This is a genomic window from Rhizobium sp. BK313, from assembly GCF_014193655.1.
Taxonomy (GTDB): Bacteria; Pseudomonadota; Alphaproteobacteria; order Rhizobiales; family Rhizobiaceae; genus Rhizobium.
This window is the reverse complement of the sequence record NZ_JACHZQ010000001.1, coordinates 1,637,279-1,662,107: the sequence shown is the minus strand read 5'-3', so window position 1 is coordinate 1,662,107 and position 24,829 is coordinate 1,637,279. Positions and strand designations below refer to the sequence as shown.

The 24,829-nt window shown below is 59.6% G+C and carries 29 protein-coding genes, 5 tRNA genes and 1 pseudogene; 22 read left to right on the top strand and 13 right to left on the bottom strand.

Translation table 11 applies throughout. The features are described from left to right. Positions 1 to 58: 58 nt before the first annotated feature. From FHT86_RS07905 to recJ, 4 genes are all read left to right on the top strand, one after another. Positions 59 to 520: a hypothetical protein gene (locus FHT86_RS07905; RefSeq protein ID WP_133706295.1), complete on the top strand. Its 462-nt coding sequence runs from the start codon at positions 59 to 61 to the stop codon at positions 518 to 520. 223 nt (positions 521 to 743) lie between these two features. Next, positions 744 to 1,964, top strand: coding sequence for an LL-diaminopimelate aminotransferase (locus FHT86_RS07900; protein ID WP_133706294.1), 1,221 nt, complete (start codon positions 744 to 746; stop codon positions 1,962 to 1,964). 60 nt (positions 1,965 to 2,024) lie between these two features. Beyond that, positions 2,025 to 3,344 (top strand): homoserine dehydrogenase, encoded by a 1,320-nt coding sequence (locus FHT86_RS07895; RefSeq protein WP_133706293.1) that lies wholly within the window; start codon positions 2,025 to 2,027, stop codon positions 3,342 to 3,344. A 58-nt stretch (positions 3,345 to 3,402) separates the two neighbouring features. Beyond that, positions 3,403 to 5,208 carry a single-stranded-DNA-specific exonuclease RecJ gene (gene recJ, locus FHT86_RS07890; RefSeq protein WP_133706292.1) on the top strand — a complete coding sequence of 602 codons (1,806 nt, stop codon included), beginning with the start codon at positions 3,403 to 3,405 and terminating at the stop codon, positions 5,206 to 5,208. A gap of 62 nt (positions 5,209 to 5,270) precedes the next feature. On the opposite strand, the gene FHT86_RS07885 is transcribed toward recJ, so the two are convergent. The 5 genes from FHT86_RS07885 to FHT86_RS07865 all read right to left on the bottom strand — a co-directional run bounded on the left by FHT86_RS07885 (position 5,271) and on the right by FHT86_RS07865 (position 7,306). Continuing rightward, positions 5,271 to 5,345: transfer RNA gene (locus tag FHT86_RS07885), tRNA-Glu, on the bottom strand. A gap of 119 nt (positions 5,346 to 5,464) precedes the next feature. Beyond that, positions 5,465 to 5,539, bottom strand: a tRNA-Glu gene (locus FHT86_RS07880). A gap of 84 nt (positions 5,540 to 5,623) precedes the next feature. Then, positions 5,624 to 5,698, bottom strand: a tRNA-Glu gene (locus FHT86_RS07875). 157 nt (positions 5,699 to 5,855) lie between these two features. Continuing rightward, positions 5,856 to 6,599 carry a hypothetical protein gene (locus FHT86_RS07870; RefSeq protein WP_246779407.1) on the bottom strand — a complete coding sequence of 248 codons (744 nt, stop codon included), beginning with the start codon at positions 6,597 to 6,599 and terminating at the stop codon, positions 5,856 to 5,858. Between the two features lie 266 nt (positions 6,600 to 6,865). Further along, positions 6,866 to 7,306 (bottom strand): VOC family protein, encoded by a 441-nt coding sequence (locus FHT86_RS07865; protein ID WP_133706290.1) that lies wholly within the window; start codon positions 7,304 to 7,306, stop codon positions 6,866 to 6,868. Between the two features lie 196 nt (positions 7,307 to 7,502). On the opposite strand from FHT86_RS07865, the gene FHT86_RS07860 reads away from it, so the two are divergent. From FHT86_RS07860 to FHT86_RS07830, 8 genes and pseudogenes are all read left to right on the top strand, one after another. After that, the gene (locus FHT86_RS07860; protein ID WP_133706289.1) at positions 7,503 to 8,081 is read left to right on the top strand and encodes a cold-shock protein; all 579 of its coding nucleotides are present in this window, start codon (positions 7,503 to 7,505) and stop codon (positions 8,079 to 8,081) included. A 1-nt stretch (position 8,082) separates the two neighbouring features. After that, positions 8,083 to 8,592, top strand: coding sequence for a DUF192 domain-containing protein (locus tag FHT86_RS07855; protein WP_133706288.1), 510 nt, complete (start codon positions 8,083 to 8,085; stop codon positions 8,590 to 8,592). A 129-nt stretch (positions 8,593 to 8,721) separates the two neighbouring features. Continuing rightward, positions 8,722 to 8,798, top strand: a tRNA-Pro gene (locus tag FHT86_RS07850). 173 nt (positions 8,799 to 8,971) lie between these two features. Beyond that, a complete protein-coding gene (locus tag FHT86_RS07845; RefSeq protein ID WP_133706287.1) occupies positions 8,972 to 9,277 on the top strand; it encodes an ETC complex I subunit in 306 nt (101 codons plus the stop codon). Between the two features lie 95 nt (positions 9,278 to 9,372). After that, a tRNA-Arg gene (locus FHT86_RS07840) sits at positions 9,373 to 9,449 on the top strand. 583 nt (positions 9,450 to 10,032) lie between these two features. Further along, positions 10,033 to 10,274: pseudogene (locus FHT86_RS37900) on the top strand (exodeoxyribonuclease III); the annotation flags it as partial. Next, positions 10,271 to 10,486, top strand: a complete 216-nt coding sequence (locus tag FHT86_RS07835; RefSeq protein WP_133706286.1) for a hypothetical protein — start codon at positions 10,271 to 10,273, stop codon at positions 10,484 to 10,486. The pseudogene FHT86_RS37900 and the gene FHT86_RS07835, both read left to right, overlap by 4 nt. A gap of 435 nt (positions 10,487 to 10,921) precedes the next feature. After that, on the top strand, positions 10,922 to 11,659 hold the full coding sequence (locus tag FHT86_RS07830; RefSeq protein WP_133706285.1) for a CDP-diacylglycerol diphosphatase: 738 nt from the start codon (positions 10,922 to 10,924) through the stop codon (positions 11,657 to 11,659). Positions 11,660 to 11,662: 3 nt separating this feature from the next. On the opposite strand, the gene FHT86_RS38415 is transcribed toward FHT86_RS07830, so the two are convergent. The 5 genes from FHT86_RS38415 to FHT86_RS07810 all read right to left on the bottom strand — a co-directional run bounded on the left by FHT86_RS38415 (position 11,663) and on the right by FHT86_RS07810 (position 16,240). Next, entirely contained in the window at positions 11,663 to 11,788 is a 126-nt protein-coding gene (locus tag FHT86_RS38415; RefSeq protein ID WP_281413642.1) for a hypothetical protein, read from the bottom strand. A gap of 123 nt (positions 11,789 to 11,911) precedes the next feature. Further along, positions 11,912 to 13,198: an alpha/beta hydrolase gene (locus tag FHT86_RS07825; protein ID WP_166656798.1), complete on the bottom strand. Its 1,287-nt coding sequence runs from the start codon at positions 13,196 to 13,198 to the stop codon at positions 11,912 to 11,914. Positions 13,199 to 13,269: 71 nt separating this feature from the next. Next, positions 13,270 to 13,482 carry a hypothetical protein gene (locus FHT86_RS07820; RefSeq protein ID WP_133706283.1) on the bottom strand — a complete coding sequence of 71 codons (213 nt, stop codon included), beginning with the start codon at positions 13,480 to 13,482 and terminating at the stop codon, positions 13,270 to 13,272. Further along, on the bottom strand, positions 13,479 to 14,285 hold the full coding sequence (locus FHT86_RS07815; RefSeq protein WP_133706282.1) for a DUF2092 domain-containing protein: 807 nt from the start codon (positions 14,283 to 14,285) through the stop codon (positions 13,479 to 13,481). The genes FHT86_RS07820 and FHT86_RS07815 overlap by 4 nt, the downstream gene beginning before the upstream one ends. Positions 14,286 to 14,410: 125 nt before the next feature. Further along, positions 14,411 to 16,240, bottom strand: a complete 1,830-nt coding sequence (locus tag FHT86_RS07810) for an adenylate cyclase (RefSeq protein WP_133706281.1) — start codon at positions 16,238 to 16,240, stop codon at positions 14,411 to 14,413. Positions 16,241 to 16,535: 295 nt separating this feature from the next. Here FHT86_RS07810 and FHT86_RS07805 point away from each other — a divergent pair, with 295 nt between their 5' ends. The 9 genes from FHT86_RS07805 (at position 16,536) to FHT86_RS07765 (ending at position 22,785) form a co-directional block, all read left to right on the top strand. Further along, the gene (locus tag FHT86_RS07805; RefSeq protein ID WP_246779406.1) at positions 16,536 to 16,982 is read left to right on the top strand and encodes a DUF3604 domain-containing protein; all 447 of its coding nucleotides are present in this window, start codon (positions 16,536 to 16,538) and stop codon (positions 16,980 to 16,982) included. A gap of 5 nt (positions 16,983 to 16,987) precedes the next feature. Continuing rightward, on the top strand, positions 16,988 to 17,257 hold the full coding sequence (locus FHT86_RS07800; protein ID WP_133706280.1) for a hypothetical protein: 270 nt from the start codon (positions 16,988 to 16,990) through the stop codon (positions 17,255 to 17,257). Positions 17,258 to 17,296: 39 nt separating this feature from the next. Next, a complete protein-coding gene (locus FHT86_RS07795; RefSeq protein WP_133706279.1) occupies positions 17,297 to 17,995 on the top strand; it encodes a hypothetical protein in 699 nt (232 codons plus the stop codon). 275 nt (positions 17,996 to 18,270) lie between these two features. Then, on the top strand, positions 18,271 to 18,609 hold the full coding sequence (locus tag FHT86_RS07790; protein ID WP_133706277.1) for a DUF2147 domain-containing protein: 339 nt from the start codon (positions 18,271 to 18,273) through the stop codon (positions 18,607 to 18,609). 150 nt (positions 18,610 to 18,759) lie between these two features. After that, on the top strand, positions 18,760 to 19,185 hold the full coding sequence (locus FHT86_RS07785) for a hypothetical protein (RefSeq protein WP_133706276.1): 426 nt from the start codon (positions 18,760 to 18,762) through the stop codon (positions 19,183 to 19,185). A 28-nt stretch (positions 19,186 to 19,213) separates the two neighbouring features. Further along, positions 19,214 to 19,783, top strand: coding sequence for an OmpA family protein (locus tag FHT86_RS07780; RefSeq protein ID WP_246779405.1), 570 nt, complete (start codon positions 19,214 to 19,216; stop codon positions 19,781 to 19,783). Between the two features lie 475 nt (positions 19,784 to 20,258). Further along, positions 20,259 to 20,690, top strand: coding sequence for a DUF2721 domain-containing protein (locus tag FHT86_RS07775; protein ID WP_133706274.1), 432 nt, complete (start codon positions 20,259 to 20,261; stop codon positions 20,688 to 20,690). Between the two features lie 1,233 nt (positions 20,691 to 21,923). Continuing rightward, positions 21,924 to 22,289, top strand: coding sequence for an ArsR/SmtB family transcription factor (locus tag FHT86_RS07770; RefSeq protein WP_133706273.1), 366 nt, complete (start codon positions 21,924 to 21,926; stop codon positions 22,287 to 22,289). Further along, positions 22,267 to 22,785, top strand: a complete 519-nt coding sequence (locus FHT86_RS07765; protein WP_133706272.1) for an SRPBCC family protein — start codon at positions 22,267 to 22,269, stop codon at positions 22,783 to 22,785. Before FHT86_RS07770 ends, FHT86_RS07765 begins: the two co-directional genes overlap by 23 nt. Positions 22,786 to 23,058: 273 nt before the next feature. On the opposite strand, the gene FHT86_RS07760 is transcribed toward FHT86_RS07765, so the two are convergent. Both FHT86_RS07760 and FHT86_RS07755 read right to left on the bottom strand, forming a co-directional pair. Continuing rightward, entirely contained in the window at positions 23,059 to 23,196 is a 138-nt protein-coding gene (locus FHT86_RS07760; RefSeq protein WP_166656770.1) for a hypothetical protein, read from the bottom strand. Positions 23,197 to 23,306: 110 nt separating this feature from the next. Next, the gene (locus FHT86_RS07755) at positions 23,307 to 24,026 is read right to left on the bottom strand and encodes a LysE family translocator (protein ID WP_246779404.1); all 720 of its coding nucleotides are present in this window, start codon (positions 24,024 to 24,026) and stop codon (positions 23,307 to 23,309) included. On the opposite strand from FHT86_RS07755, the gene FHT86_RS07750 reads away from it, so the two are divergent. Further along, positions 24,020 to 24,487: an Lrp/AsnC family transcriptional regulator gene (locus FHT86_RS07750; protein ID WP_210297598.1), complete on the top strand. Its 468-nt coding sequence runs from the start codon at positions 24,020 to 24,022 to the stop codon at positions 24,485 to 24,487. The two genes, FHT86_RS07755 and FHT86_RS07750, sit on opposite strands and share 7 nt — an antisense overlap. A gap of 47 nt (positions 24,488 to 24,534) precedes the next feature. On the opposite strand, the gene FHT86_RS07745 is transcribed toward FHT86_RS07750, so the two are convergent. Next, on the bottom strand, positions 24,535 to 24,774 hold the full coding sequence (locus FHT86_RS07745; protein ID WP_133706271.1) for a hypothetical protein: 240 nt from the start codon (positions 24,772 to 24,774) through the stop codon (positions 24,535 to 24,537). Positions 24,775 to 24,829 lie beyond the last annotated feature (55 nt).

The following is a 24,829-nucleotide window of genomic DNA, read 5'->3' as shown; positions in this document are numbered from 1 at the left end:
CCGCTGCGACAAATTTAACAGTCGCAACCCACGGCAAGGAATAGGGCAGGACGACAACATGGGCGGCGGCATGGTGGCAAGACTCAACCGGTATTCCGTATTCTGCGGTGCTTTGTGCGGCGTTCTCGCATTGGCGCTTGCCGGCTGCACGACGCCTGAGGAAAAGGCAGCCTTTGCCAAGAGCAAGCTGGCGCCACAGGCTGTGATCGTCAAGTCCGCTGAAGGCAAGCCGGTCGATGAAGGCAACACACAGCAGCATTATAAGGATGGTTATCCTTCCTTCAACGCTCCGCCCACAGCAGCGAATGTCCAGATCAACGACCAGCAGGCCGCAGATATCGGCAAGCAACTGACGGCGCTCGGCGCGCAGCGCAAAGCCGGCACGATATCGGAGGCCGAATATCAGAAACGCATCGCCGAGATGCGCAAGCTCGCGGCAGAACACGGACAGGACACGCTGTCGCAAATTCAGCAGCAGAGCCCGCCGACCGGCCAGCCGCCTATTCAAACGCAGAATTAGCCTTGCGTTTCAGGCGATTTGGACGCAAAGCGTTCAGATAGGCTGAATTTCGATGTTTCTTCCTGGGTTGAGAACGCTTTGCGTCTATAACCGCCAAAGATTCACCGTATCCTTCGCGTCAATATAGTTGCGGCGCCGCGATTCCGGAGTTCGTATCGCGGCTCACCGGGAGATCGACGAACTTCATCGCGGTTGTGAGGGCCGCTGTCCCATGGGGAAAGAAATGGAAGAGTTTCATAAAGTCCGGCGCTTGCCGCCCTACGTCTTCGAACAGGTTAACCGTTTGAAGGCCAGCGCGCGAGCGGGCGGGGCCGACATTATCGACCTCGGCATGGGCAATCCGGACCTTCCGACCCCCAAGGCAATCGTCGACAAGCTTTGCGAGGTGGTACAAGACCCGCGCACGCATCGCTATTCCTCTTCCAAGGGCATTCCCGGTCTGCGCCGCGCGCAGGCCGCCTACTATGCCCGCCGCTTCGGCGTCAAGCTCAATCCGGATACGCAGGTGGTCGCCACCCTCGGCTCCAAGGAAGGCTTCGCCAATATGGCGCAGGCGATCACAGCGCCGGGTGACGTTATCCTTTGCCCGAACCCGACCTATCCGATTCACGCCTTCGGCTTCTTGATGGCCGGCGGCGTCATCCGCTCGATGCAGGTCGAGCCGGACGACAGTTTCTTCCCGCCGCTGGAACGGGCGGTGCGCCATTCGATTCCGAAGCCGCTGGCGTTAATCCTCAACTACCCGTCCAATCCGACCGCTTACGTGGCAACGCTGGATTTCTACAAAGAGGTTATCGCTTTCGCAAAGAAGCACGACATCATCGTGCTGTCGGATCTCGCCTATTCCGAAATCTACTTCAATGATGACCCGCCGCCGTCCGTTCTGGAAATTCCGGGCGCGATGGATGTCACCGTCGAGTTTACCTCGATGTCGAAGACATTCTCCATGCCCGGCTGGCGCATGGGCTTCGCCGTCGGCAACGAGCGCCTGATTGCGGCGCTGACGCGTGTCAAGTCCTACCTCGATTACGGTGCCTTCACGCCGATCCAGGTGGCCGCGACGCATGCGCTCAATGGTGATGGCTCCGATATCGCGGAAGTCCGTAACATCTACAAGCGCCGCCGTGACGTACTGGTCGACAGCTTCGGCAAAGCCGGTTTCGATGTGCCGCCGCCGGCAGCGACCATGTTTGCCTGGGCCAAGATTCCGGAAAAATTCCGTCATCTCGGTTCGCTGGAGTTCTCGAAGCTTCTGGTCGAGAAGGCCGACATCGCTGTAGCACCCGGCATCGGCTTCGGCGAACAGGGCGACGATTACGTCCGTATCGCGCTGGTCGAGAACGAGCATCGTATCCGCCAGGCGGCGCGCAATTTGAAGCGCTTCCTCTCCACCGCGGATGAGACCATGCATAATGTGATTTCGCTGAACGCTCATCGCTCCTAATTTCTCACGGCAGCCGTTCCCGCGGCTGCCGTGCCCCAAGACATTGATCAGGAACTATTCATGGCAGATGCCCTCAAAATCGGCATTGCGGGCTTGGGCACCGTTGGTGCCTCGCTTGTCCGCATCATCCAGAGCCGCGCCAACGAGCTTGCCGTCACCTGCGGCCGCCCTGTCAAGATTGTCGCCGTCACCGCTCGTGATCGTACCAAGGATCGAGGCATCGACCTCACCGGCATCGAATGGTTCGGGGGCCCGGTGGATCTGGCGCAGAAGGCCGATATCGACGTTTTCGTCGAACTGATCGGGGGCTCCGAAGGGGCGGCCAACGCCGCCGTGCGCGCGGCCCTGGCGCGTGGCCTGCATGTGGTCACAGCCAACAAGGCGCTGCTTGCCTATCACGGCGTCGAACTGGCCGAGATTGCCGAGGAGAAGGGCGCGCTGCTCAACTTCGAAGCGGCGGTCGCCGGCGGCATTCCCGTCATCAAGGCGCTGCGCGAATCTTTGACCGGCAACACGATCTCGCGCGTCTACGGCATCATGAACGGCACCTGCAACTACATCCTGACCCGGATGGAGAAGGAGGGCCTGTCCTTCGCCGATTGCCTGAAGGAAGCACAGCGTCTCGGTTATGCCGAAGCCGATCCGGCCTTCGATATCGAGGGCAACGACACGGCGCACAAGCTCGCCATCCTGACGACGCTTGCCTTCGGCAATCGCATCGCGGCTGACGATATCTATCTCGAGGGGATCACCAACATCTCCATCGAGGACATTCGTGCCGCGGCCGACCTCGGCTACCGCATCAAGCTGCTCGGCGTCGCCCAACGCACCGAGAGCGGTATCGAGCAGCGGGTTCACCCGACGATGGTACCGCTCGAATCAGTCATCGCCCAGGTCGACGGTGTTACCAATGCAGTTGCGATCGAATCGGACATTCTCGGCGAGCTGCTGATGGTCGGTCCCGGCGCGGGCGGCAACGCAACGGCTTCCTCGGTGCTTGGCGATATTGCCGATATCGCCAAGAGCCAGCCGGGTGCGCAGCGTGTGCCGGCGCTCGGCCATCCCGCCAAAGCGCTGGAGCCCTACCGCAAGGCGCAGATGCGGAGCCACGAGGGCGGCTATTTCATCCGCCTGACCGTTCTCGACCGCACCGGCGTTTTCGCCAGCGTCGCAACCCGTATGGCGGAAAATCACATTTCTCTGGAATCGATCGTGCAGCGCTCGACGCAGCATCTGGCGCCCGCCCATCATCAGACGATCATCCTCGTCACCCATGCGACGACGGAGGATTCGGTGCGCAAGGCGGTCGCCGCTATCAAGACCGAAGGTTATCTCGTCGGTGAACCACAGGTCATCCGCATCGAGCGGCCAAAGGAATAATTCTGACGATAGAGGCCAGTTCCGGTAAAACGGAACGGGCCGTCCAATTCTGGGAGAGATGGTGGAACAGCCGGCAGATCCTGTCCAGCGGGCATTTCTGGGCGTCGAGCGCTCAGTCTCCGGCAATCGCTGGATTTCCCGGCTCGACCAGGCCGGCCAGAACCGGGCGCTGGCCATCGCCCAAACCCACGGCCTGCCGGATCTGATTGCCCGCGTTCTTGCCGGCCGCGGCGTCGGCCTCGACGAGGCTATGGCCTTCCTTGACCCGACCATCCGCAGCCTGATGCCGGATCCTTATCTGCTGACCGACTGCGAGAAGGCCGCGCAACGCCTGCTGCGCGCCATCAAGGTGGGCGAGACCGTGGCGATCTTCGGCGACTACGACGTCGACGGCGCGGCGTCCTCGGCGCTGCTTTACCGCTTTCTCACGCATTTCGGCGTGCCGGCCAGCATCTATATTCCCGATCGCATCTTTGAAGGCTATGGCCCGAATCCCGCCGCGATCAACCAGCTCATCGACAATGGCGCGACGCTGATCGTCACCGTCGACTGCGGTTCCACCAGCTTCGAATCGCTGGAGGCAGCAAAGGCGCGCAACATCGACGTCGTTGTCATCGATCATCACCAGGTCGCGCACGAGCTGCCGCATTGCCATGCGCTGGTCAATCCTAACCGCGAGGACGATCTATCGGGGCAGGGACATCTTTGTGCCGCCGGCGTTGTTTTCCTGGTCCTGGTCGCGGCCCTGCGGCAATTGCGCGAGGCGGGTGATGCCCGGGTTCGCTCCATCGACCTGCTCGCCTGGCTCGATATCGTTGCCTTGGCGACCGTCTGCGATGTCGTGCCGCTGAAGGGGCTGAACCGCGCTTACGTCGTCAAGGGCCTGATCGCTGCCCGCCATCAGGGCAATCCCGGCCTTGCCGCCTTGTTTCGCAAGGCGGGGCTCGGCGGCCCGGTGAGCCCCTATCATTTCGGTTTCATGATCGGCCCGCGCATCAATGCCGGCGGGCGTATCGGCGATGCGGCGCTTGGCGCCCGGCTGCTGACGCTCGACGTTGCCTCCGAGGCCGAGACGATCGCCGAGAAGCTGGATGATCTCAATCGCGAGCGCCAGGCGATGGAAGCCGCCATGCTGCAGGAGGCGGAAGCTGAGGCGCTGGCAGAATACGGCAACGGCGACGGCGCGTCCGTCATCGTTACGGCGCGGGAGAACTGGCATCCCGGCATTGTCGGCCTGATCGCCTCGCGGCTGAAGGACAAGTTCCGCCGTCCGGCTTTCGCGATCGCTTTCGATTCGATGGGGCGGGGCACCGGTTCCGGCCGCTCGATCAACGGTTTCGACATGGGTCGCATGGTGCGCGCCGCCGTCGATACCGGCCTGCTCGTCAAGGGCGGCGGCCATGCGATGGCCGCGGGACTGACGGTGGAACGCGCCAATCTCGGCAAACTCCGCGCCTTCTTCACGGAGAAGGCGGAAAGGCAGGTCGCCGGCCTGGTCGCCAACGAAACGCTGAAGATCGACGGCGCGCTTGGCGCCGGCGGCGCGACGGTGGAGCTGGTCGACCAGCTCGAAACCGCGGGCCCCTACGGCTCCGGCCATCCGCAGCCGATCTTCGCTCTTCCAAGCCACCGCCTGCGCGATTCGCGCCTCGTTGGCCAATCTCACATCAAGATCACCCTGGAGGCCCAGGACGGTGGTCGCCTCGACGGCATCGCTTTCCGCGCCGTTGAAACGCCCCTCGGCGAACTCCTCCTGTCTTCCCGCGGATCACAGATCCACATCGCCGGCACGCTCGGCGCCGATCACTGGCAGGGTGCGAGGCGCGTCCAGTTGCGTGTCATGGATGCCGCCAAGGCGCCGTGAGCTGCGAACAAAAATCGCCGCTTTAGCAATGCAGATTCACAATTTTAAGGGAGGGGAAGCAGTGGCACGCCCTAGGGGAGTCGAACCCCTCTTTACAGAATGAAAATCTGTCGTCCTAACCGATAGACGAAGGGCGCGTGCTGTGGCGCCCTTATAGTCAGCACCTTTTGTTCCCGCAAGCGGAAAATCGAGAAAAATCTACGGGTAGAGGCGGATTTTTCGAGGCAATTGTGGAAAAGTTCGCGGCCTGTTTGACTGGTACGCCCTAGGGGAGTCGAACCCCTCTTTACAGAATGAGAATCTGTCGTCCTAACCGATAGACGAAGGGCGCAGGCTGCGCTTGCGACCATATAGGAATAGCGCAAAGCCGCCGCAAGCGGAAGGTGGATCATTGTCGCGAGAGAGTAAAGAACAGTGGCACGCCCTAGGGGAGTCGAACCCCTCTTTACAGAATGAAAATCTGTCGTCCTAACCGATAGACGAAGGGCGCGTGCTGTTGTGTGGCGCGCTTATAGCGGGGTGATTTCATTACCGCAAGCGCCTATTTCGTTTTTTCTTGGAAAAAATGACAGAAGCATAACGTTGCGGCGAAACGTGAATAAGCCTGCCTTAACAGGATGTTGCGGGTATTTGCAAAGAGGGCCGACTTACAGACCCGATCCGCTCTGCGCCTGCGTGATCAGCGGCTTGGCATCTTGCCCTTGGCCCTTCGACGCAACGATATGCGCCAGCATCAATGCTTCCTTGCTGTCGATTCTGCGGGCATTGGAGCCGCGGGCGGGCATGATTTTCGAGGGCGTTGCATCTGCCGTCGGCTTCATCGGGCTACCCGACGTATAGGCGGCGTTGCGGATGACCGGCGGAGGAAGCACCGCTTGCGACGTCTGGTCGACCGGCATTCCGCCATTTCCCGGCTGCGGCGTGGCATCCTGCATCGCACCGGGCGGCATGCTGTAGACGCTGCGCATGATCGGCGTGATTCCCTGCGCGGCACCGGGCTGCGTATTCGCCAAAGTTCCGTCCGGATTGACGGCAATCGGCGCGGGCGTCGAATAGATGCTGCTCCTATTGGCGTTGACCGCCGTCGGCTGCGTCACAAGGCCGGCGATGCCGGCCGGCGCGTCGGTGGCCACAGGGACTGCCCCGGCTGGTGCCGGCGGGAAGAAGGATTGATTGCCCGTCTGCTCGGCAACCATTTGCGGCCGCGCACCATGCACACTGTGCACCAGCGGATCGCGATAGGCGACCTCGCCCTTTTGCCGCTTCGTCTCGGCTTTGGTGTTGAGAGCGTCGGCAAGTTGCTCGGCAGCACTGGGCTGCGGCGCGACCTCTGCCGTCTGTTTCGGCTTGTCGCCCGTTGTCGCGCAGCCGGCGAGCATCACAAATGACATGGCGACGGCAATAGCGCTTGCGAGCTTTTTATTGCCGGATAAAATCAGCCGATCGCACAAAGGACGTTCCCCGCTTAAAAGTTGGCACCGGAACGGCCTCTTGCGAGGGACGATGATGACGCGCGGCGCTGACTGGGAACGATAACCGCGCGAAATCCGATGCATGATGCTTCGAGTCGTCTAAAGCATGCCGGAGAGCGGGTATGGCCGGCAAGCGCGAAACCGATGGCTCCGCGCACGCCGTAAGCCTCGCGAAAGCTAGCGCCTTACCAGGCGCCAGTGTTGGGCATCGAAGCCCAGGGCTCGGCCGAAGCAAGGTCGGCGCCCTTCTGCAGGATCTCGATGGAAATGCCGTCCGGAGAACGCACGAAAGCCATGTGACCGTCGCGGGGCGGCCGGTTGATTGTAATGCCATTGTCCATAAGCTTCTGGCAGATTGCGTAGATGTCATCGACCTCATAGGCGAGGTGACCGAAGTTGCGTCCTCCGGTATACTCCTCCGGATCCCAGTTATGGGTGAGCTCGAGACTGGGGGCGCCGCGGCTTCGCGACGCGTCGACATCCTCGCTGGCAGCAAGGAAAACGAGTGTGAAGCGGCCCTTCTCGTTTTCGTACCGGCGAGTTTCGGTGAGGCCGAAGAGAGTGCTATAAAAGTGCAGCGAGGCGTCGAGATCGGTAACGCGGACCATGGTGTGGAGATAACGCATTCTATTTCCTCTCTAATGTTGTGCTGGGACGATCATGAAACGAGACACCAGCTTCAGGCAAGACTTGGCGCGATAATCTACGGATGGGAATAAACGAAAACTAGGACTTGCGCTTTTCCGTTACCAAGATGTTAATCTTGATTTCAAGGAATCAGTTAACCGTAACAGTGTGACGCGTAATCGAGGGCTGGCTAAGATGGGTGATAGAATTTCATCGAAGGGAATCGCCGACTTCGGAGAGATGTCGGGCGAAGCCGTCGAACTCATCGAAATCTCCGGCGTCGTCAAGTGGTTCGACGTCGCCAAGGGTTTTGGCTTCATCGTTCCGGACAATGGTATGCAGGACGTGCTGTTGCATGTGACATGCCTGCGTCGCGACGGTTATCAGACCATTCTCGAAGGAACGCGTATCGTAGCACTGATTCAGCGCCGTGAACGTGGTTATCAGGCTTTCAAGATCCTCTCCATGGATCAATCGACCGCGGTACATCCGTCGCAGATGCCGCCGGTGCGCACCCATGTCCAGGTCACGGCGACAAGCGGCCTGGAGCGCGCCTTGGTCAAGTGGTTCAACCGCACCAAGGGATTCGGCTTCCTGACCCGCGGCGAGGGCACGGAAGACATCTTCGTGCATATGGAAACGCTGCGTCGTTTTGGTCTGGCGGAACTGCGGCCAGGGCAGGTGGTTCTCGTCCGCTTCGGGCCGGGTGAGAAGGGACTGATGGCCGCGGAAATCCATCCGGATGCGCCAAGCCCGGTGACTCGGCCGCATTGATATGACCAGGATTACGTTTTCTGCCGTTTTGAAGAGCGCCGTCGTGGCGCTTTTTCTAGTCGGAGCGTCTGCTCCCTCCTTTGCCGCGCAAGCGACCAGCGAGCAATCGATGGTGTTCGATTCGGAACCGTTGTCGATCCAGACGGCCAAGGGTGTGACGCACAAATTCACTGTGGAATTGGCGTTGACCGAGCCGCAGCTCGAGTTCGGCCTGATGTATCGTAAGAGTATGCCGGCCGATCACGGCATGCTCTTCGATTTTGGTGCGCCTCGGCCGGTCATGATGTGGATGAAGAACACGGTGTTGCCGCTCGACATGCTCTTCCTGGACAAGAGCGGCGTCATCACTCATATTCAGGAAAACGCCGTACCCTATTCGGAAGCGATCATCAGCTCCAACGGGGCGGTGCTTTACGTCATCGAGCTGAACGGCGGTATCGCCAGGAAACTCGGCCTTGCCGTCGGTGACAAGGTGACCAGCGCCACGATTTCCGCCAAGCTCGGCAAGTAGATTTTTCCTCGGGGATCGGCGCCTCAACGCCATTTTAGCTGTTGCAGCACGGGGATGAACCGTGTATCTCCGCACTCGTTCCGCCGAGCGGGGCGACGCGATCTCCTAGAGGGATTATGCGTATGGGCACGGAGTGTAGCGCAGTCTGGTAGCGCATCTGGTTTGGGACCAGAGGGTCGGGAGTTCGAATCTCTCCACTCCGACCATTTTAATCTCCCCGAGATTGATGGATTGGGATGCGGCCTGGTCGCCTTTTTGCTTGAAAACAAAGGGATTCGCGGCTAAGCAAAATCCAACAATGCTCTGCCTCTATGGGGCTGGGCGGAGACAAGAGAAGCAAAAGGCGGGACTGTCCCGCTTATCCGGAGGCGCTGCAGCGATGCCTGCTAAGATTTACCGTCCCGCAAAAACTGCCATGCAGTCCGGCAAGGCCAAGACCCATTTGTGGGTTCTGGAATTCGATCAGGAAATCCCACGCAAGATCGATCCGATCATGGGCTATACCTCTTCAGCCGATACGCGCCAGCAGCTCAAGCTGACCTTCGAGTCGCAGGAGCAGGCTGAAGCCTATGCCCAGCGCAATGGCATCGAATACCGCGTTCTCCTACCCAAGGACGCCAATCGCCAGGTGGTTTCTTACACCGATAACTTCCGCTTCAATCGTATTCAGCCGTGGACTCATTGAGTCCAGAACTCATTGAATTCGGCGCCCATTGAGTTTGACGGAAGTTTCAGGCATGTGTTGTCAGCCGCGAATTGTTCGCGGCGGTTTGGCTTTCAGGCCCCTTAGCTCAGCTGGATAGAGCACCTGCCTTCTAAGCAGGTGGTCGCAGGTTCGAATCCTGCAGGGGTCGCCACTTTAATTTCAATGGCTTAGCCTGCTATTTTCATCATTTGCTCTTGCCACTGTGATATCAAGCGGATTGGCTGTGACGCGCCCTTGTCCGTCTCTATGACCTTCCCAGCTTCCGAGACTATTGTACCGTCCCTCTGGTTCCAGACGATCGAGAACTCAGCCGTTCCTGACGACACGTGGTCGTTAGCAAAAGGACGGGGGAACTGTTTGCTATCGGGATTTGTTGTATCGTTACGTTCGCGCGCCGCTCCGATCCAAATTAAAGATGCCAGAACGCCCAGAATCACACGACACAAGAACACGACCAATAACCTACGGATATCGATGGATGTATACTATCGCTTCAACCGATACGCCCAATCGATACTTATGCAAAGGTCCCGTGGTTCAACGCAGCTTGCCGTCAGGGAAGGCGCACCGTCCAGCAGTATATGCGTCGTCAGAACGTTAACTTGGCTCGAACCATTGATACCGACTGGGTCCGGCATAACCAGAATGACTCTATCGATATGGCGCGCCATCTCAAAGCAACAATGCGACCTCTGGCGCGACGTCTACAGTCACGAACGTCCCTGGCGGCGGATGACGCGCTTCGCGACCTGCACCCAGACGACGCATCTACACGTTCTGGGACTACTTTCGAACTTTCCATGGCGGCGATGCCGGATTAGGAATCGATCATTTCCTGCTCAGCCCCAGTGTCGCCGAACGTTTGTCCAAGGCAGATGTCGACAAGCACGTTCGGGGGTGGGAGCATACGAGTGATCATGCTCCCGACTGGATCGAACTCGGAGGCAAACCAAAGACTACACGGAGAAAGAAATGAGCGACGCCTGGAGAAAAGAACTGCGCCTGAAACTGGAGGATTTGGTTGCCACGTTAGTCGTTGCTGGCGCGAAGCAGGACGATGTCTTCGACGCACTCGTTGAGGAGATCGGCTACCTCAGGACGGCGTGCGGCCGCGACCCCGATCCGGCGGAGGACCAGCGCGCGGTGGTCGAAGAGCCTGCAAATGACTGGCCCGCGGCCGACAAGTGAAACCACTGATCTCTGATGCTAGTGGTCACCGTTAGATTTCCACGATCAATTGCGGCTGAAAATCCGGATTTGGTTTCGACGGGTAGCCGCGCGGATTGCAGATGATCCTGGTCCGTTCGACGATATAGTCCGCGCTCCGGTGAACGTGGCCGTGAACCCAAATGGCTGGCCGAAACACGCGGATGAGCTCGCAGAGGTCGGATGCGTAGGCCACTGACGAGGGATCCGCCGCAAACGCGGGATCGACCGATCGCGGATGCGGAGCGTGATGCGAAATCACTACTGTTGAGCCGCCGAAGGGTTTCGCCAGTTCGTGTTCGAGAAACTCCACTGCGGTTCGACCGTATCCCGGAGTGTCATCAATCGGACATTGCTGCGCCGAGAAAATCATTGTGCTAGGGAATTTGCGTTATCTTGTGAGAGCAGAAGTCATCAATGAAACATCGTCGCATCGTTCTTACGATTTCTCTCGCCGCCATCGTCATAATCATGAGCTCATTTGCAAGCCGCTCTGCTTTGGGGCTGGTCGTTGAAGCTTGCAAGATCAACTCTGTCCTAACTGGATCGCCGTATCCGTGCCTCAAAGTCGTCCAGGCACAGGATCCTTTGTCTTCCTATGCTGTCCTTCGCGAGCCGGCAGACAAAGAGCGCACTGTTCTGGCCCCGCTGGCCGATGTGCCTGGCATAGAAGATCCTCGTCTGTTGGCGGCTGGAGCGCCAAATTACTTTGACGCCGCCTGGAAGGAGCGTTCGGATGCGATCCGCGCAGGGAGGGCTCCGCCACAGGATTTTGCACTAGCGGTAAACGCCGCTGTGTGGCGCACGCAAGACCGACTGCACATCCACATTGGATGCGAGACGCCTCGCTTTCGCGCGTTGCTCAAGAGCGATCAGATGGAAATCGGGAGCGCCCGGTTTACAAGTTTGAAGGGCAATGCCGGCTGGTGGGCAAAATTCTATGTCGCCAACGACCTAACAAACTTGAACCCGTTGAAGGCTGTCGCAGACGGTGTTGATGGAGCCCGCACACGCATGAAAAACGTGGTCGTCGGCGTCTTTGATGCCACATCCCCAAGTGGACAGCATGGCTTCTATATTCTGGCGAGAATAATCGGAGCAAGTCGATCCCATGGATCCGCGGAGGATATGATCGATCCCAAGTGCCAGTTCTAAGGCCTAGCCGCTTTCACTTTTTGCCACCTTGGCTTCCGGAATGCCCGGCGCGATGTCGGCCATATGTACTGTAGACGCAACGCCAAGGCCGGCGCGCACCGCGGCGGCGTGCAACAATAATACCCGCATGCATTTCCCTCATTTGCCTGAGACGGAATCGCCCGGAATTGTCCTCTCGCCGTCCCCGCCGGAAACATGCCCCAAAAGCCCGCCGCGGATATGTATGTTACACAGTAACAACTGACAGCGAAATCAGCGTCTGCAACTCGGTGGCGGTCTGGTTTGATCGCAGTCCCTGGTCGTGATCGGGTGTGTGCTGTTTGCGCCTGCCAGGCTTCCGACATGGGTTGCGTAGTTGTCCCGCGTGTCCTGATCGACGACGGCGACGGGTGCAGCAAGGACCAGACCAGCGACATTTCCTGCCGCCGTCGCGGCCCCTGTTGTCGCCACCAAAATCTGGTCGCCAAGTCCGACGTGACTGTCGGTCAACGTCTGCCCCTCGGAAATTCTTTGACCGATGAGCTGGACGATCTGGGGCGATTCCGCAAACTTGCCGTGGTTCATGCTGTCGCCGGATTTGATCTTGGTCAGGTCGATCACCGTGATCTTGTTGTCTTCCAGCTCCTTCTTATACGGAGCCTGTTCCGGATCGATGGCACCAAGCCGGGATACGTCGCCCCATACCCGGCGCGAGAAGGCCAAGGCACGATCGTCGCGCGATACGAACAGTGTGAACTGCGGGTGCTGCTTGCCCATGTCGGCGATCTGCTGGCGAAAGACATCGACGTCGACATCGGGAGCCGCCAGCATGACGTTCTTAAACTTCTCCGGCAGGCGACCATTGCGAATCGCCATCTGTCGCAAGGATTCCAACGCCAGCCAGTTGCCCATCGAATGCGCAAGGATCGAGACCTCCTTCACTTCCTTGTCCTTCGCCAGATACTGGAAGAGCGTCTCCAATGCGTTGCGGGTATAGTTGGTGCTCTCACGGTCGTAGCCGTAGGCAAGCAGGCTGCCGCGCGAGGGCCATGTCACCAGCACGGGCGCGCTATGAACGCCGGAATCATGGACGATCTGCGCGAAGCGGTACACTGCGTCTTCGAAGCGGTTGTTGAAGCCGTGGATGAAGACGAGCACGCTATGGTCGGGACTCTTGCGGACGGAGGCGCGGAGCCAGCGCTTGGCTTCGTCGACGTTGAGGTCATCGGCCTTCACGGTCGCGAAGTCGGTCGCCGGATTGGACGGCAATCGCTTCGGCCAGGCGACCTGTCCTTCCTTGCGAACCTTGCTGGGTGGAATCGACACGGTGATGTCGGCGAAGGCAGGGGCGAGCGCCCGTTCTCCGGTAAACATTTCTCCCGGAACCGTCGATCGCGTTCGCGTCGTGGTGATCAGCATGTCGACCTTCGGCGACTGCGGAGACGTGTCCGCTACAGGCGTCAGCACATCCTTCGGATGACCGCCACATCCGGGAAGTGCCGCAAGCACTCCACACAGAACAACCCAACGAAGCCAGTTCTTCTGAGCCGACGCCCACACAACGTTATTTTGACTGCCCACCGATCACCCTCATTCAAAATGCTCAGGTACGGCCCTTCGAGTGCCTTGTCCTAACAGTAGTAGACGCCCACCGCGCAGCGCCGGACGGTGCGCCGGGCGACTCCCGCGACGCTGACCGGTGTTAGCGGTCTGCCGATCCTGGCTTCGGCCGGGGTCACGATCTCGCCCGTCAGGGGGATCGACAGTTGCTCCGCCACCTCAAGCCCGGAAAATCCAACCGCGGCAGCGACAAGCAGTATCCTCACGCGTCTTAACAGGGTCATTGCTTCGCTCCTTTCGCGAGGTGATCCGGAAGCTCGTCGGCGTCCTTGAGCTTGGCCAGATCGACCTTCTGCGCGTTCGTGGTGTTCTTGAAGGTGTAGTCGTCCGCCACGACATCCGTGCCGGTCTTCCAGTCGCTGATCTGGATGCTGTATTGCGGTCCCTGATCGACCTGGGTCGCGGTGATCACGTAGCGGCAAGGGTAGGGGTGGTCGCCCTGGGCGATCCATATCTGCCAGTCGACCTCCTTGGCACGGAAGGCCAGGTGGTCGCATTCGACGCCGCCGATGACGCCGCTTCCGAGGTCCTTGACGTCGGTTACGTCTCGCATCAACTCGTCGTATGCATTGGGCAGCAGCAGGTCCGCGCCCGGTACAGGCCGATGCAGCTTGTCCCGCATTTCGTCGACGAGGTGATCGATCGTGCCGGGAACCTCGGCCTGCGCATAAAGATTGGCATCCTTGCCAAAGAGGGTCGCCGTCTTGCCGTCGAATATCATCTCGACATTGGCAAACCCGCCATGCCGCGTGACGCGGAGCTTGTCGGGGCGGCCCATTTCCATCTTGCCGGAGCTTGCAAGCAGGATCTTCTGATGGTCGGGGGTCACGACCTCCAGGTTGGTGTCATAGGCAAAGGAGATCGCCTTCTGGGAGGCGAGATAGTCGGACATCGCCTTCACCAGCGTCTTGGCGTCGGCTTCGTCGGCACGGGTCACCGACAAGGATCCTGAAACGAACAGGGCGAGCGCCCCAGCCGCAAGCGCGGCCGAGAAACGACGCTGGGATTTTCGTGATGGTCTGGTCATCGACGCATGCCCTCCTGGGCGGATCTTTGCAATCCATCGACTTCTACAGCCGGACGACGGCGAACGCCCGTAACATCTGGTAGGTTCTGTGCCATTGCGGCCCCGATGCATGCGCCGCGCAAGCGTTAACGCGGCTGTAGCACGGCCGAGCCGTGCGGCGGCAACAGCATGGACGCTCGCACTTCGTCCGGTGCGGGCAGGCCAGCCTTTCTAATGTCGGCGATCAGCCTTGCCCGATCCACGGGCTGGAAGTTCCGCGCCTTGAGTTCCGCGACGATGTTGGGAATGAAGTCCGGCCGCATCTCGTTGAAACGGGTCGCTTCCCGACGGGCGTCGTCCATCATACCGGCATCGACGTATATGACGGCGGCAACGGCATGGTAGAGCGGAAACTTCTGGAGGTCGGCCTGCTTGATCTCGACGACCGCGGTGTTGTCGTCGTGCAGCATGTAGGCCGCGAGCGCGCGGGTGCCGTGGTAGTAGCCACCACCGCCGGGGTTGAGGGCAAGGGCGCGGTCGAGCAAGGCCGCTCCACGTTGCCATTCGCCACTCATCGCGACACGCGTACCAAATTCTCCGAGCAGTTCAGTGTCGTTCGGATTGGTCGCTAACGCCTGTTCGCCGACGCGGAGGGCTTCGGGAACCTCCTGATTGAAGAATAATGCCGTCATCAGCGCCTGATGAGCACGGGTGTTGTCCGGATCCAGTTGCACGGCGCGACGGGCTGCCTGCAAGCTGCGATCAATCGGCAGTGACGCGTCGGTGCGCGGATTGAACCGAAAGCGGTCCTCATCGAGATAGATGATGGAGAGCATCGCCCATGCGGTGGCGAAGGACGGATAGCGCGCGACAGCGCTCTCAAGGCACTCGCGCACCTCCAGATGCCGGTTGGCACTTAGTTCCGCACGGTATCCATAGAAGCTCAGCGTGCAGCCATAGGCGCCGAGATCGTCAGGGGGCGGATTGGAGGCGTCCGCTTGAGCCATGATGCCGTAGGGTTGCGCCACGGCGCTCGCCACCTTGTTAGCAACATCCGACTGGATACTGAACAGATCGCCGCTCTTGGTGTCGTTGTCGTAGGTCTGCGACCACAGGATTTCGTCGTTGTCGGTATCAAGCAGGCGCGCTGTCACACGGACGCGGTCACCCGAAACGCGAACGCTGCCCGCAAGAAGAAAGCGAGCGCCCAGCTCGTCGCGGACCTGGGACGCCTCGACCCCCGAAGGCAGGGATTTGGATGTCTCGCGGCCGAAGACCGTGATCTCCTTGAAGCGGGGGAGCGCCGTCAGAAGTTCCTCGGTCAGGCCTGCCGTGTAGAGCGCCGCCTGCGGACCATCGCCAAGATTGGCAAACGGGGCGATGACAAGCGTCGGACCCTCCTCGGGGGATGGTGCTTGGGACGAGGAGCCAAACCGTATGGGCGGCAGATAGGCGGTTAGGGCCAACGCGACAATCACAACGCCGAGCATGACGCTAGCTCCTACACCGAACGGCATCAGTGTCTGCAACTGCAGGCGAGCTGATCGTCGGGGTTCCGGCGCCGCAACGTCGTGGCCGGAGGAGCCTGAGACCTCTTCGTTCCAGACGAAGGATGGCGCGTATCCACCTTTGGGGATGTCAATTCTGATCGGATCATGCTGTCCCGCGACGAGGTAGTAGCGCTCCAGCGAGCGACGCAGTCGTCCCGCCTCGATGCGCACGACAGGATCGTCCTGAGTGAACCCTTCGCTCCGCTTGAAGACCTCTACTGCGATCGAGTAGCCCTTGATCCGCGCCGCACGGTCGGCAAGCGCTTCCTCCGTGACATACGTCAGGAAGGCAGCGCTCCGACCGACGTGGGGGAATTCGGGACTGTTGATGATGCGCTCAAGCTGGGCACGTATATCATCCGGGCTCGGGGCAGGGCGTGACAATGGCGGCGCAGCCTCGCCCCCCGCTGGCAATTCGTTCTGCACGGCTTGCTCCTCACCCGCTCCTGAGGGACTCTTGCTAATGTTATATCACCATTTTCGAATGCAACCTACTGCGGAAGCGGACCTTCGTCCATAACGGCGAGTGCCAGGCACCAAAGCAGATCTTGCAATGAGAAGCGCCCTTTGCTCGCGGCAACAGGTGGCGGAGATCTACCGAAGCTACGCCGCGCGCGGGACCGTATGTTACTGTTACATACCTTGCGCTTTCTAGTCCGCTGCTCACAGGTTGACGGGAGACCTTCCATCCCCAAAGTCAAACCGCAATCGAGGGCAAGACATGCGCAGGTCGAACCGGGTCCTACCGTTGCTTTCCTCAACCATCCTCGCAGTCGCTGCGACGGGGGCCGCCGCCCAGGAACGGCACGCCTACTTCGGACAGACCCATCAGCACACGAGCTGGTCGTCGCTGGCCTGCATCATCGGGAACACGGTGACCGGACCGGAAGAGGCCTGCCAGTCCTCGATGGGTCAGACCATCAAGCATCAAGCCGGCTTCGACGTGAAGATCAAGACGCCCCTCGATTTCCAGGGCGTCACCGATCACTCGGAATATGTCGGCGTCGTCCGTCTAGCCAACGATCCCACGTCGCCGATCAGCAAGCTCCCGATCGCCGCCAAGCTGAAGGTGACCAAAGACAATAGCGCCACGAAGATTTTCTCGTTTCTCGCGGACAGCATAGCCAGCGGCAAGCCGCTCGACGAGGCGACATTTGCGAATGGATAAAACCGATGGGGAACGGTGTTGAATTCGTAAACGGCTCCTTCAAGGAGCACGCCAAAATCATCGAGGAGGTCGCCGCCCGCGACGAGGGGTTTCGCGACATGTGCGACGACTTCCTGACTGCCCATGACGAGAAACTGCAGTGGGAGCGATCGTCCGCTCCGGAGCGTGATGAGCGCATCGCCGAGTATGAGGAACTCATAGACAGCCTGCGGATGGAGATAGCGCAGGTCCTCGAGCGGGCCGCGGTCGTCCCACTCAAACTGCCACGACAATAGACGCTCACCATTTTGAACAGCGAACCGGGAGTGAGACTAATGTTTAGAATCTTCGAAATGTGCATGGTCGCGGTCGCCGCGAGCCTTCTATCGACATCGCCCGTCTTGGCGCAGGACGCGATCTCAGCACCCGCGCAGAAGACCATCGGTGCAACCAAGTCAAAGATGGTGCCGTCGCTTGCCGTCCTCAATTCCGGAGGTGCCAAGCTGGAGAACGGCAAGCTCACCATGAGTGCCATCTCTCCGACATCGATCGTATTCGCCGACCGCCCGGTGCGCTCCGCGGGTCATGTGCTCACCACCGAATTCATCAAGCAATGGGATGAGGGCGCTGACAGCTTCGCCAAGGATCCGCCAAACGCGACGATATCAGTCCTGAGTTCCAAGGGAGATTCCGTCGCCGATGCGGTTGTCGTCCTGAAGACGCCGAAGATCGAGGGCGGAAACCTGACCTTCGACGTAGCCGTCCTTGAAGGTGACCTTGCCGGAGCTGATGGACCGGCGTCGCTGTTCATCGACTGGTTCGCGGCGCGCGGTCCGTATGGTGGCGTCGCAGTCGGCGGCGGTTTCGCCCACGCTCCGGTCTGGCGTGGCGGTTGGTACGCCCATCCTGGTGCATATTACGGTGCAGGCGTCGTCGCTGGGGCGGCACTTGGTGCCGCGGCCGTTGCCGACCGACCTTACTACTACTATCGGCCACCGGCATGCGGGTACTACCCGTATCCTCCCTGCTACTGAGCCTGCCGATACGCATGCATCTCATACTATGACGGTGGTGAGGAGGCTCAGGATCGTCTCAATCACGGCCGTGATCACATCGGCGGGCATGGAAGTCGGAGCACAGCACTTGGTGCCCGACTTCGGCGCCCTTGTCAGGGACGGGGAAGCGAGGATCGGTCGTCCGCTCGCCCCGTTCAGCGTCGCCGGAGTTGCTCGGAGTACCGTCCGCCGCTGCGCCGTCGGCGTCTACTACTGCTGATCGAATTTCGTCGTCTGGTTCAAGGAGAGATCACATGAGGAGAATTCTGTTTGTCGTCGCGGCTGTCGCCATGGCGACGGCGTCAGCCCACGCCGCCGACCCAATCGTCGGTAACTGGAGGACCGAGGCTGGCACCATCGCGGCGATCGGCCCTTGCGGCAGCGGCTACTGCATCGTGCTGAAAACGGGCAAGCACAAGGGCGAGCAGATCGGCACCTTCAAGGGGAGCGGCGGCCACTATGCCGGCAGGATCACCGATCCGGACGCCGGGAAGACCTATGACGGCACGATGACCGTGTCCGGCAATTCCGTGACGATGAAGGGTTGCGTCATGAGGGTGTTCTGCCAGTCGCAGACCTGGCCGCGTATCTGACATTGGCTGGGCGACCGACATTTAGGGGGCCCTGACCGGCACAGGACGGAAGCAGCATGAATTCAAAGTGCTTGATCATCAGGTCCAGGCGGAGCGCCCGGCGGTGCTTGCAAGGGTACATCCACTGTTTAACAAGAGAGAGGACTAAGCATGAAAAGCAGAATAGCCTTTATCGGGGCCGGGGCGCTTGTCGCCTTTCTCAGCCTCTCCGTCGTCGCCCGCGCCGACACCATCAGCTATGCCGACGCCGTCACCACGCTTGCCAAAAGCTGCGGTGAGGACATCAAGAAGGTCTGCAGCGGCCTCAACCTCGGCAACAACGCGATCACCAATTGCCTTCAGAAGAACGCCGCAAAGGTCTCTCCGACTTGCACCTCGACGCTTGCAGGCGTCATCGCTTCGATCAAGCAGCGCCAGGCAGCACAGATCGCCTATTACACGGTCTGCAGGCGCAATATGGCAACCACCTGCAAGGGGGTTAAGGGCGACGGCAACATGCTGTCCTGCCTAGTCAAGGCTGATCGCGTCACCGGGCCCAAATGCAGCCAGGCGATCACCGACGCCGGTTGGCGCTAGAAGCATGTCTGGAACAGGAGAAATGAAAATGTCCGTTCATCGAATTAGCGCCGCTCTTATCGCCGGCATTCTACTTCTGCCCGTTGCCGCTTCCGGCCAGGAAGTATCGCAACAGCGGATCATCGCCAGCCTCGACAATGCCGGCAAGGTCGCACCACAGATCGACGTCATGTTGCTGAAGCAGCAGGCGGCGGCCAATCCTGCAGGAAGTGCCGCAGGCCTGCCGGACTGGAGCAAGCTTGCCCAACTCTCGCAACTCGTCGTGGAGCTCAACTTCGTCAACAACTCAGTCGCGATGGAACCGGAATCCTATCGCACCCTCGGGCTGATCGCCGATGCGCTTCATCATCCCAATCTGGCGCGGTACTCGTTCCTGATCGTCGGACACACAAGCTCGACGGGCGACGCCAAGCATAACCTTCAGCTCAGCGAAGACCGCGCCAATGCCATCAAGGAGGCACTGTCGACGACCTTCGCCATCAAGCCGGAGCGTCTGTTTGCGGTTGGTGCGGGCCAGGAATATCCGATCGATGGGACAAACCCGACTTCGGCCGTCAACCGACGGGTTCAGCTCTTCAATCTCGGCCTGTTGAAGTAGTCGGACTCCCAACCATGCATCGGAGCGAGCAATGACCTGTGAAGTATTCAACAAGCTCTCGCTGCAAGCGGCATTGCTCGCCTCGCTGATGGCGGTCGTGCTCTCAATCACACGACAGTCGTCGACCTGACGAAGATCAAGACCAGACAAGGTTGACGTGACTGGCTCGTCGCGCGTGGGATAGCAAGGAGACCCGGCTGGCTCTTACCCCAGGTGCCGGCCCGCGAATTCGCGCCGCCGGATTGGCGGCCGTTCTACATCGATTATCTATCTCTGGCGTTCAATACGGCGACGGCTTTCAGTCCGACCTGCCACCACTTACGCCACTTGCGAAGGCGCTCATGATGCTCGAAAGTGGCATCTCGCTGCTGACACTCGTCCTCGTGGCCGCGCGGGCTGTCAATGTCATTCCGTAGCGCCTCCACGGCGATGTGGTCGTCCATTTATGCCGAACATTCCGATCGTAGGTGCTTATATGCCAGTCGACGCCGATCAGCTTTCCACTATGATCAATCAGGCGGTCGCGCCTGCGTTCATGCTCAATGCTGTCGCTGGGATGGTGTCGGTTCTGGTCAATCGGATTGCCGGCGTTACGCAGCGGATTAGAAACCTCCGCGAGATCGACGAAAATGACGTCGCCCGAGCCTGGCTGAAGAAGGAAATCGGGGAACTGAGGCGACGAGAACTCCTCTTGAACAGCGCATTGCACCTGGCTGTGTTGGCCGGAATTGGCGTGACGTTTCTGCTCCTCTTCGGTTTCGTCGTCGCCTTTTTCGGATACCGTCACGAACCGGGAGCCGCCATATTATTCGTTGCGGCACTCTGCTTGCTGGCGGGGTCGCTCTTCCGGTTCCTGCAGGACATCAGGCTTTCACAAAGCGAGCATGACGACCATCGGAAGAGATGAAGAAGGCTCGACGTCCAGAAGGCGTCGATGTCGTTAAGGGAACGAAGGGCCGAGAACGCTGTTGGCCTACTACTAGGCATTCCTAATACCAAGGCCGAATATACGAAGGCGTCAGCTTTCCTCTTGTGATCGACGCGCGGAAACAGCAGGGCCAGGACAAGGTCCACCCGGGGGCGGGCCGATGCCGCCTACCGCGCACCCGGCAGATCACAGTCGTTCGAGTACCCTAACGGTTTGAGCCCGCCCCATGGTGGCTCACGGGCAGACTTTGCTCTGGCGTTCCATATTTGTTGGTAGTGCAGGAGGCGAGGGTGAATGCAATGACCACGGCTAGTGTGGGAATTGCCGCCAGTTGTAGACGCGATCGGCGCGTTGAGTAGATTGTCATGTGAGCACCTCGTCGTAATTGCGCGAACTTCACTTTAGTTGTTATTGGCCGCTGCCGAAATCATACTGAAGTGTAGATGTGGTTGGCGGTAGGCGACTTTCAGTTTGCCTGGTCCTCTGGCGACGGCCGCCAATTCGCGCAAAGGGTCCCGCACCTTGTTTTTCTGACTCGATGACTTGCTCTCGCGATCACCGAACCAGCAGATGGCGTGAACCATCTGAAGGTTCTTCACGTGGTCTGCTTCACGAAGATGCGATGTGAACGTATGATCCTCCCAAATCGTGGCCCGGGTAGACCGCCAGGGATTCATACAACTGCTGCATACCTTCGCGGAAAGCCATGTGGATCAATGTAGCCTGGTTGATCCCGGAAGCTCCAGTAGCGGCGACCGCTTGATCGGCGGTCGGAGCTCAGCACACAGAACGAAACTGCGGCGGCTGAGATCGACACCCGCCAGCGCGTGGTTTTTCTGCTGCATCTGGCGGGTGACTCAAGCGGAAACACCTGGATTTGCAGCGCTTACCAAATGGCCAGGGCCATGTCTCAGCCCGGAATAGGGCGGATGACTGTCAGGTAGTTACTCTGGTGTAGGGATGAGGGGACCTGCACAGACCACGGTCTCCAGTCTTCGTCTAGCAGGCAAACGGTCCAGTCGCGTCTTCACATCTGAGTGGGAGTGCTCGCAGCTGTCGTACGGAACTTGGTTCCCGACTGCCTGGGGATCCCCGAGTCGATCGAATCTGTATCGAGGTGAGGTCGATTTGGGAGCGAAGGCGGTTGGGAATGCAGCGCGCGCTCGGCCTCCCCTTGTATGTCGCCAATCCGTGTGTTAAATACTGAACCATATGGTTCAGTATATGCCGACCCGCTTCGATGTCTCGTTCGCCGCGCTCTCGGACGCCACCCGACGCGGCGTTCTAGAGGAGCTCGGGCGTGCAGACGCTTCGATCACGGACCTTGCCGAGAAGTTCCGCATGACTCTCACGGGCATGAAGAAGCATGTCGGCGTCTTGGAGCAGGCGGGGCTCGTCACCACGGAAAAGGTCGGGCGCGTGCGAACCTGCAAGCTCGGCCTGCGCCGACTGGAGGAAGAGGCGGCATGGATCGAGAGGTACCGCCAGCTCTGGAACGCACGCTTCGACGAGTTGGACAAGGTTGTCGAGGAACTGAAACGGAAGGAGAAGGCCGATGGACTCAAGAAGAGAGAGTGAGCCTACCCCCATCAAGGACCACACGACGGTGGAGCGGAAGTCCGAGCGTGAGCTTGTCGTTACGCGAACCTTCAACGGTCCGGCGCGCCTCGTGTTCGAGGCGTGGACCAAACCCGAGCTGTTCATGCGGTGGTGGGCACCGAAGTCGATGGGCGTGCCTCTGCTTTCCTGCGAGATGGATGTTCGTGTCGGCGGCGGCTACCGTGTTGCGTTTGGGCACGATGCCTCAAGCGCTATGGAATTCTTCGGCAAATACATCGAAGTGATAGCGAATGCGCGCCTCGTCTGGACGAATGAGGAAAGTGGTGACGGTTCCGTGACCACGGTGACCTTCGAGGAAAAAGGTGACAAGACGCTGCTGGTCCTGCACGAACTCTATCCCTCGAAGGAAGCTCTCGACGACGCCATCGCCGGGATGGAGGGTGGGATGCCCGAGCAGTTCGAGCAGCTGGATGAACTCCTCGTCATCCTGGGCGCGAGCGTGGGACGGTCATGAGTCGTCGATCTCGCGGTCGGCCGCCTGGCTCTTCACCACGCGGAAAAGAATCCCGACGAGGTCGTCACTACCCTCGAGCGGTCGGCGGAGTCGTCGAAACGGCGCTCGCCGCCGCCTCATCTGGTTCGGAGACTTAAATTCAGGAATGAAAACGACGATCCCGCCTCCAGACGTATGCGGCGACAGGCATCTCTTTTCTAGGTATTTGATTTTACTTCGTTAATTGGTGTAGTTGTAGCGGGTCAGCATTGTGTTGCTGCGGAAACGACGGGCTCAATGCGTTTCCGCTGGCCAGCCGCCGGCATCGGCCGGTCTGGTCGCATTCACCGCCATCTCGATGAGGTCATACCCGGCCATTGCGCCGATTAGCTTTATGATGATGATCGCCGCTCCCAGAAGAGCAAAAGTCATGATTATTCTGTCGCTTTTCTTCACGTCCCGTCCCCCAACGCCTCGTGAAACTGCGTCTTGCGCAGCAAGCGGCAGTATATCGGGTTTGCTATCGAGCGCTATGGGCGTGTTCAGGCTGCCAATCTTCCGGCAGCTACAAGCAAAAGACCGCCAGCTGTTGCTTCGATCCATCTCCGGCGGCGATCATTGAAGCCGCCGCGTGTCCCGACCGCTGCAATCACGAAGCTGAGGGTGGCGTAGACGATGCCACACAACCCGATGAAAATTGCCGAAAGGACAGATGCCTGCAGCGCGATGTTTCCTTCATGTTGCATGAATTGCGGCAGGATGGCGAAATAAATCATCATGCCTTTTGGGTTGAGGAAGGCCGTCAGGAAGCCTCGTTGAAGCTGGCTTGTAGGGGCTCCCGCCGACAGTGTCATCCTGCCGCCTTTCATCGATGACGTGATGAGCTGGAATGCGAGATAGAGCAGATAGGCAACGCCCAGCCAGCGAAGAGCCGTAAAGAGCGCAGGCGAGGCCGCAATGATGGCAGCAACGCCCAATGCCACAAGAGCCGAGTGCACCATATAACCGATGCAAACCCCTGCCGTTGAACGCAACCCGGCAGATGCACCGCCTGATAGGGTTTGCGATGCCACGAACAGCATGTCCGGTCCGGGGGTGCAGATGAGAGGCAAGACCGTGGCTGCAAAGAGAAGCAAACTTGTGTTTTCCATGACTGGCATCGTAGAAGCAAACGCCCACAATTGGGTTGCGAAGAAGCCAATTTTATTGGAAAAATTGGCATTGAAACTCCGATTGCTCGAATTATTGGTGCGAAATGCCAATACGTCTGGATGAGCTCGATAAGCGTATATTGCATGCCCTGCAGCGCGATGGACGCCTTCAGAACATCGAGTTGGCAAAGGAAGTGGGCTTGTCTCCGTCGCCCTGCTTGCGGCGGGTCAAGCTCCTCGAGGAGGCCGGCATCATCGATCGCTATGTGGCGGTGCTCAATCCGGTCAAGGCGGGGCTACCCCTCTCGATGTTCGCTCGCGTCTGGCTGACGGCTCAGGACGCCGAAACCATCGACCATTTCATGGACGCAATGAAGAAATTGCCACAGGTGATGGAATGCTACATCATGCTGGGAGAAAGCGACGCGCTATTGCGCGTCGTCGTCTCGGATTTGGATGACTACCGGCAATTTCAGTCGACACACCTCACGAGGGTCAACGGCATCCAGAACGTCAAGACGGACGTACCAAGCCAGATCGTAAAACAGACCTACGCACTGCCTTTGCGCTAGAGCTGGCTTCTCGTGCACGAGAGACGCGTGAATGGCGATGAAAGGCGTCAGGCGGCGTTCAGCTCCGCGATCTCGCCGTGCCGTGCCAGGAGGCGAGGGGAGGTCATGTCGCCGGTTTCTTCGTCGACCATGACCGCATAGGCGGCCACGCCGATGAAGCGCGCGGACATGGAGGCGGCGATCTTCTCGGCGCTGGCGGCGCTCGACGCCTGCCGCATTTCCCCGGGAACCAGATTTCCGCGGTTCTTCTTATAGGGAAGGATAATAAATTTTTCGCCGGATGCCATTGTGTTTGCCCTGATTTGTTCACACAATGTTCTGGTTCGCTGCAAGTGTCAATAT

Bases quoted from the DNA above. Each gene is read 5' to 3' on its own strand.
- FHT86_RS07900 (WP_133706294.1), top strand. From the start codon at position 744: ATGGAAGAGTTTCATAAAGTCCGGCGCTTGCCGCCCTACGTCTTCGAA.
- FHT86_RS07870 (WP_246779407.1), bottom strand. From the start codon at position 6,599: ATGTCATTTGTGATGCTCGCCGGCTGCGCGACAACGGGCGACAAGCCG.
- FHT86_RS07790 (WP_133706277.1), top strand. From the start codon at position 18,271: ATGAGGAGAATTCTGTTTGTCGTCGCGGCTGTCGCCATGGCGACGGCG.
- FHT86_RS07830 (WP_133706285.1), top strand. From the start codon at position 10,922: ATGAAACATCGTCGCATCGTTCTTACGATTTCTCTCGCCGCCATCGTC.
- FHT86_RS07745 (WP_133706271.1), bottom strand. From the start codon at position 24,774: ATGGCATCCGGCGAAAAATTTATTATCCTTCCCTATAAGAAGAACCGC.
- FHT86_RS07750 (WP_210297598.1), top strand. From the start codon at position 24,020: ATGCCAATACGTCTGGATGAGCTCGATAAGCGTATATTGCATGCCCTG.
- FHT86_RS07835 (WP_133706286.1), top strand. From the start codon at position 10,271: ATGAGCGACGCCTGGAGAAAAGAACTGCGCCTGAAACTGGAGGATTTG.
- FHT86_RS07815 (WP_133706282.1), bottom strand. From the start codon at position 14,285: ATGACCAGACCATCACGAAAATCCCAGCGTCGTTTCTCGGCCGCGCTT.
- FHT86_RS07905 (WP_133706295.1), top strand. From the start codon at position 59: ATGGGCGGCGGCATGGTGGCAAGACTCAACCGGTATTCCGTATTCTGC.
- FHT86_RS07800 (WP_133706280.1), top strand. From the start codon at position 16,988: ATGGGGAACGGTGTTGAATTCGTAAACGGCTCCTTCAAGGAGCACGCC.
- FHT86_RS38415 (WP_281413642.1), bottom strand. From the start codon at position 11,788: ATGCGGGTATTATTGTTGCACGCCGCCGCGGTGCGCGCCGGCCTTGGC.
- FHT86_RS07865 (WP_133706290.1), bottom strand. From the start codon at position 7,306: ATGCGTTATCTCCACACCATGGTCCGCGTTACCGATCTCGACGCCTCG.
- FHT86_RS07785 (WP_133706276.1), top strand. From the start codon at position 18,760: ATGAAAAGCAGAATAGCCTTTATCGGGGCCGGGGCGCTTGTCGCCTTT.
- FHT86_RS07780 (WP_246779405.1), top strand. From the start codon at position 19,214: ATGTCCGTTCATCGAATTAGCGCCGCTCTTATCGCCGGCATTCTACTT.
- FHT86_RS07845 (WP_133706287.1), top strand. From the start codon at position 8,972: ATGCCTGCTAAGATTTACCGTCCCGCAAAAACTGCCATGCAGTCCGGC.
- FHT86_RS07775 (WP_133706274.1), top strand. From the start codon at position 20,259: ATGCCAGTCGACGCCGATCAGCTTTCCACTATGATCAATCAGGCGGTC.
- FHT86_RS07760 (WP_166656770.1), bottom strand. From the start codon at position 23,196: ATGACTTTTGCTCTTCTGGGAGCGGCGATCATCATCATAAAGCTAATC.
- recJ (WP_133706292.1), top strand. From the start codon at position 3,403: ATGGTGGAACAGCCGGCAGATCCTGTCCAGCGGGCATTTCTGGGCGTC.
- FHT86_RS07855 (WP_133706288.1), top strand. From the start codon at position 8,083: ATGACCAGGATTACGTTTTCTGCCGTTTTGAAGAGCGCCGTCGTGGCG.
- FHT86_RS07820 (WP_133706283.1), bottom strand. From the start codon at position 13,482: ATGACCCTGTTAAGACGCGTGAGGATACTGCTTGTCGCTGCCGCGGTT.
- FHT86_RS07805 (WP_246779406.1), top strand. From the start codon at position 16,536: ATGCGCAGGTCGAACCGGGTCCTACCGTTGCTTTCCTCAACCATCCTC.
- FHT86_RS07765 (WP_133706272.1), top strand. From the start codon at position 22,267: ATGGACTCAAGAAGAGAGAGTGAGCCTACCCCCATCAAGGACCACACG.
- FHT86_RS07770 (WP_133706273.1), top strand. From the start codon at position 21,924: ATGGTTCAGTATATGCCGACCCGCTTCGATGTCTCGTTCGCCGCGCTC.
- FHT86_RS07860 (WP_133706289.1), top strand. From the start codon at position 7,503: ATGGGTGATAGAATTTCATCGAAGGGAATCGCCGACTTCGGAGAGATG.
- FHT86_RS07895 (WP_133706293.1), top strand. From the start codon at position 2,025: ATGGCAGATGCCCTCAAAATCGGCATTGCGGGCTTGGGCACCGTTGGT.
- FHT86_RS07795 (WP_133706279.1), top strand. From the start codon at position 17,297: ATGTTTAGAATCTTCGAAATGTGCATGGTCGCGGTCGCCGCGAGCCTT.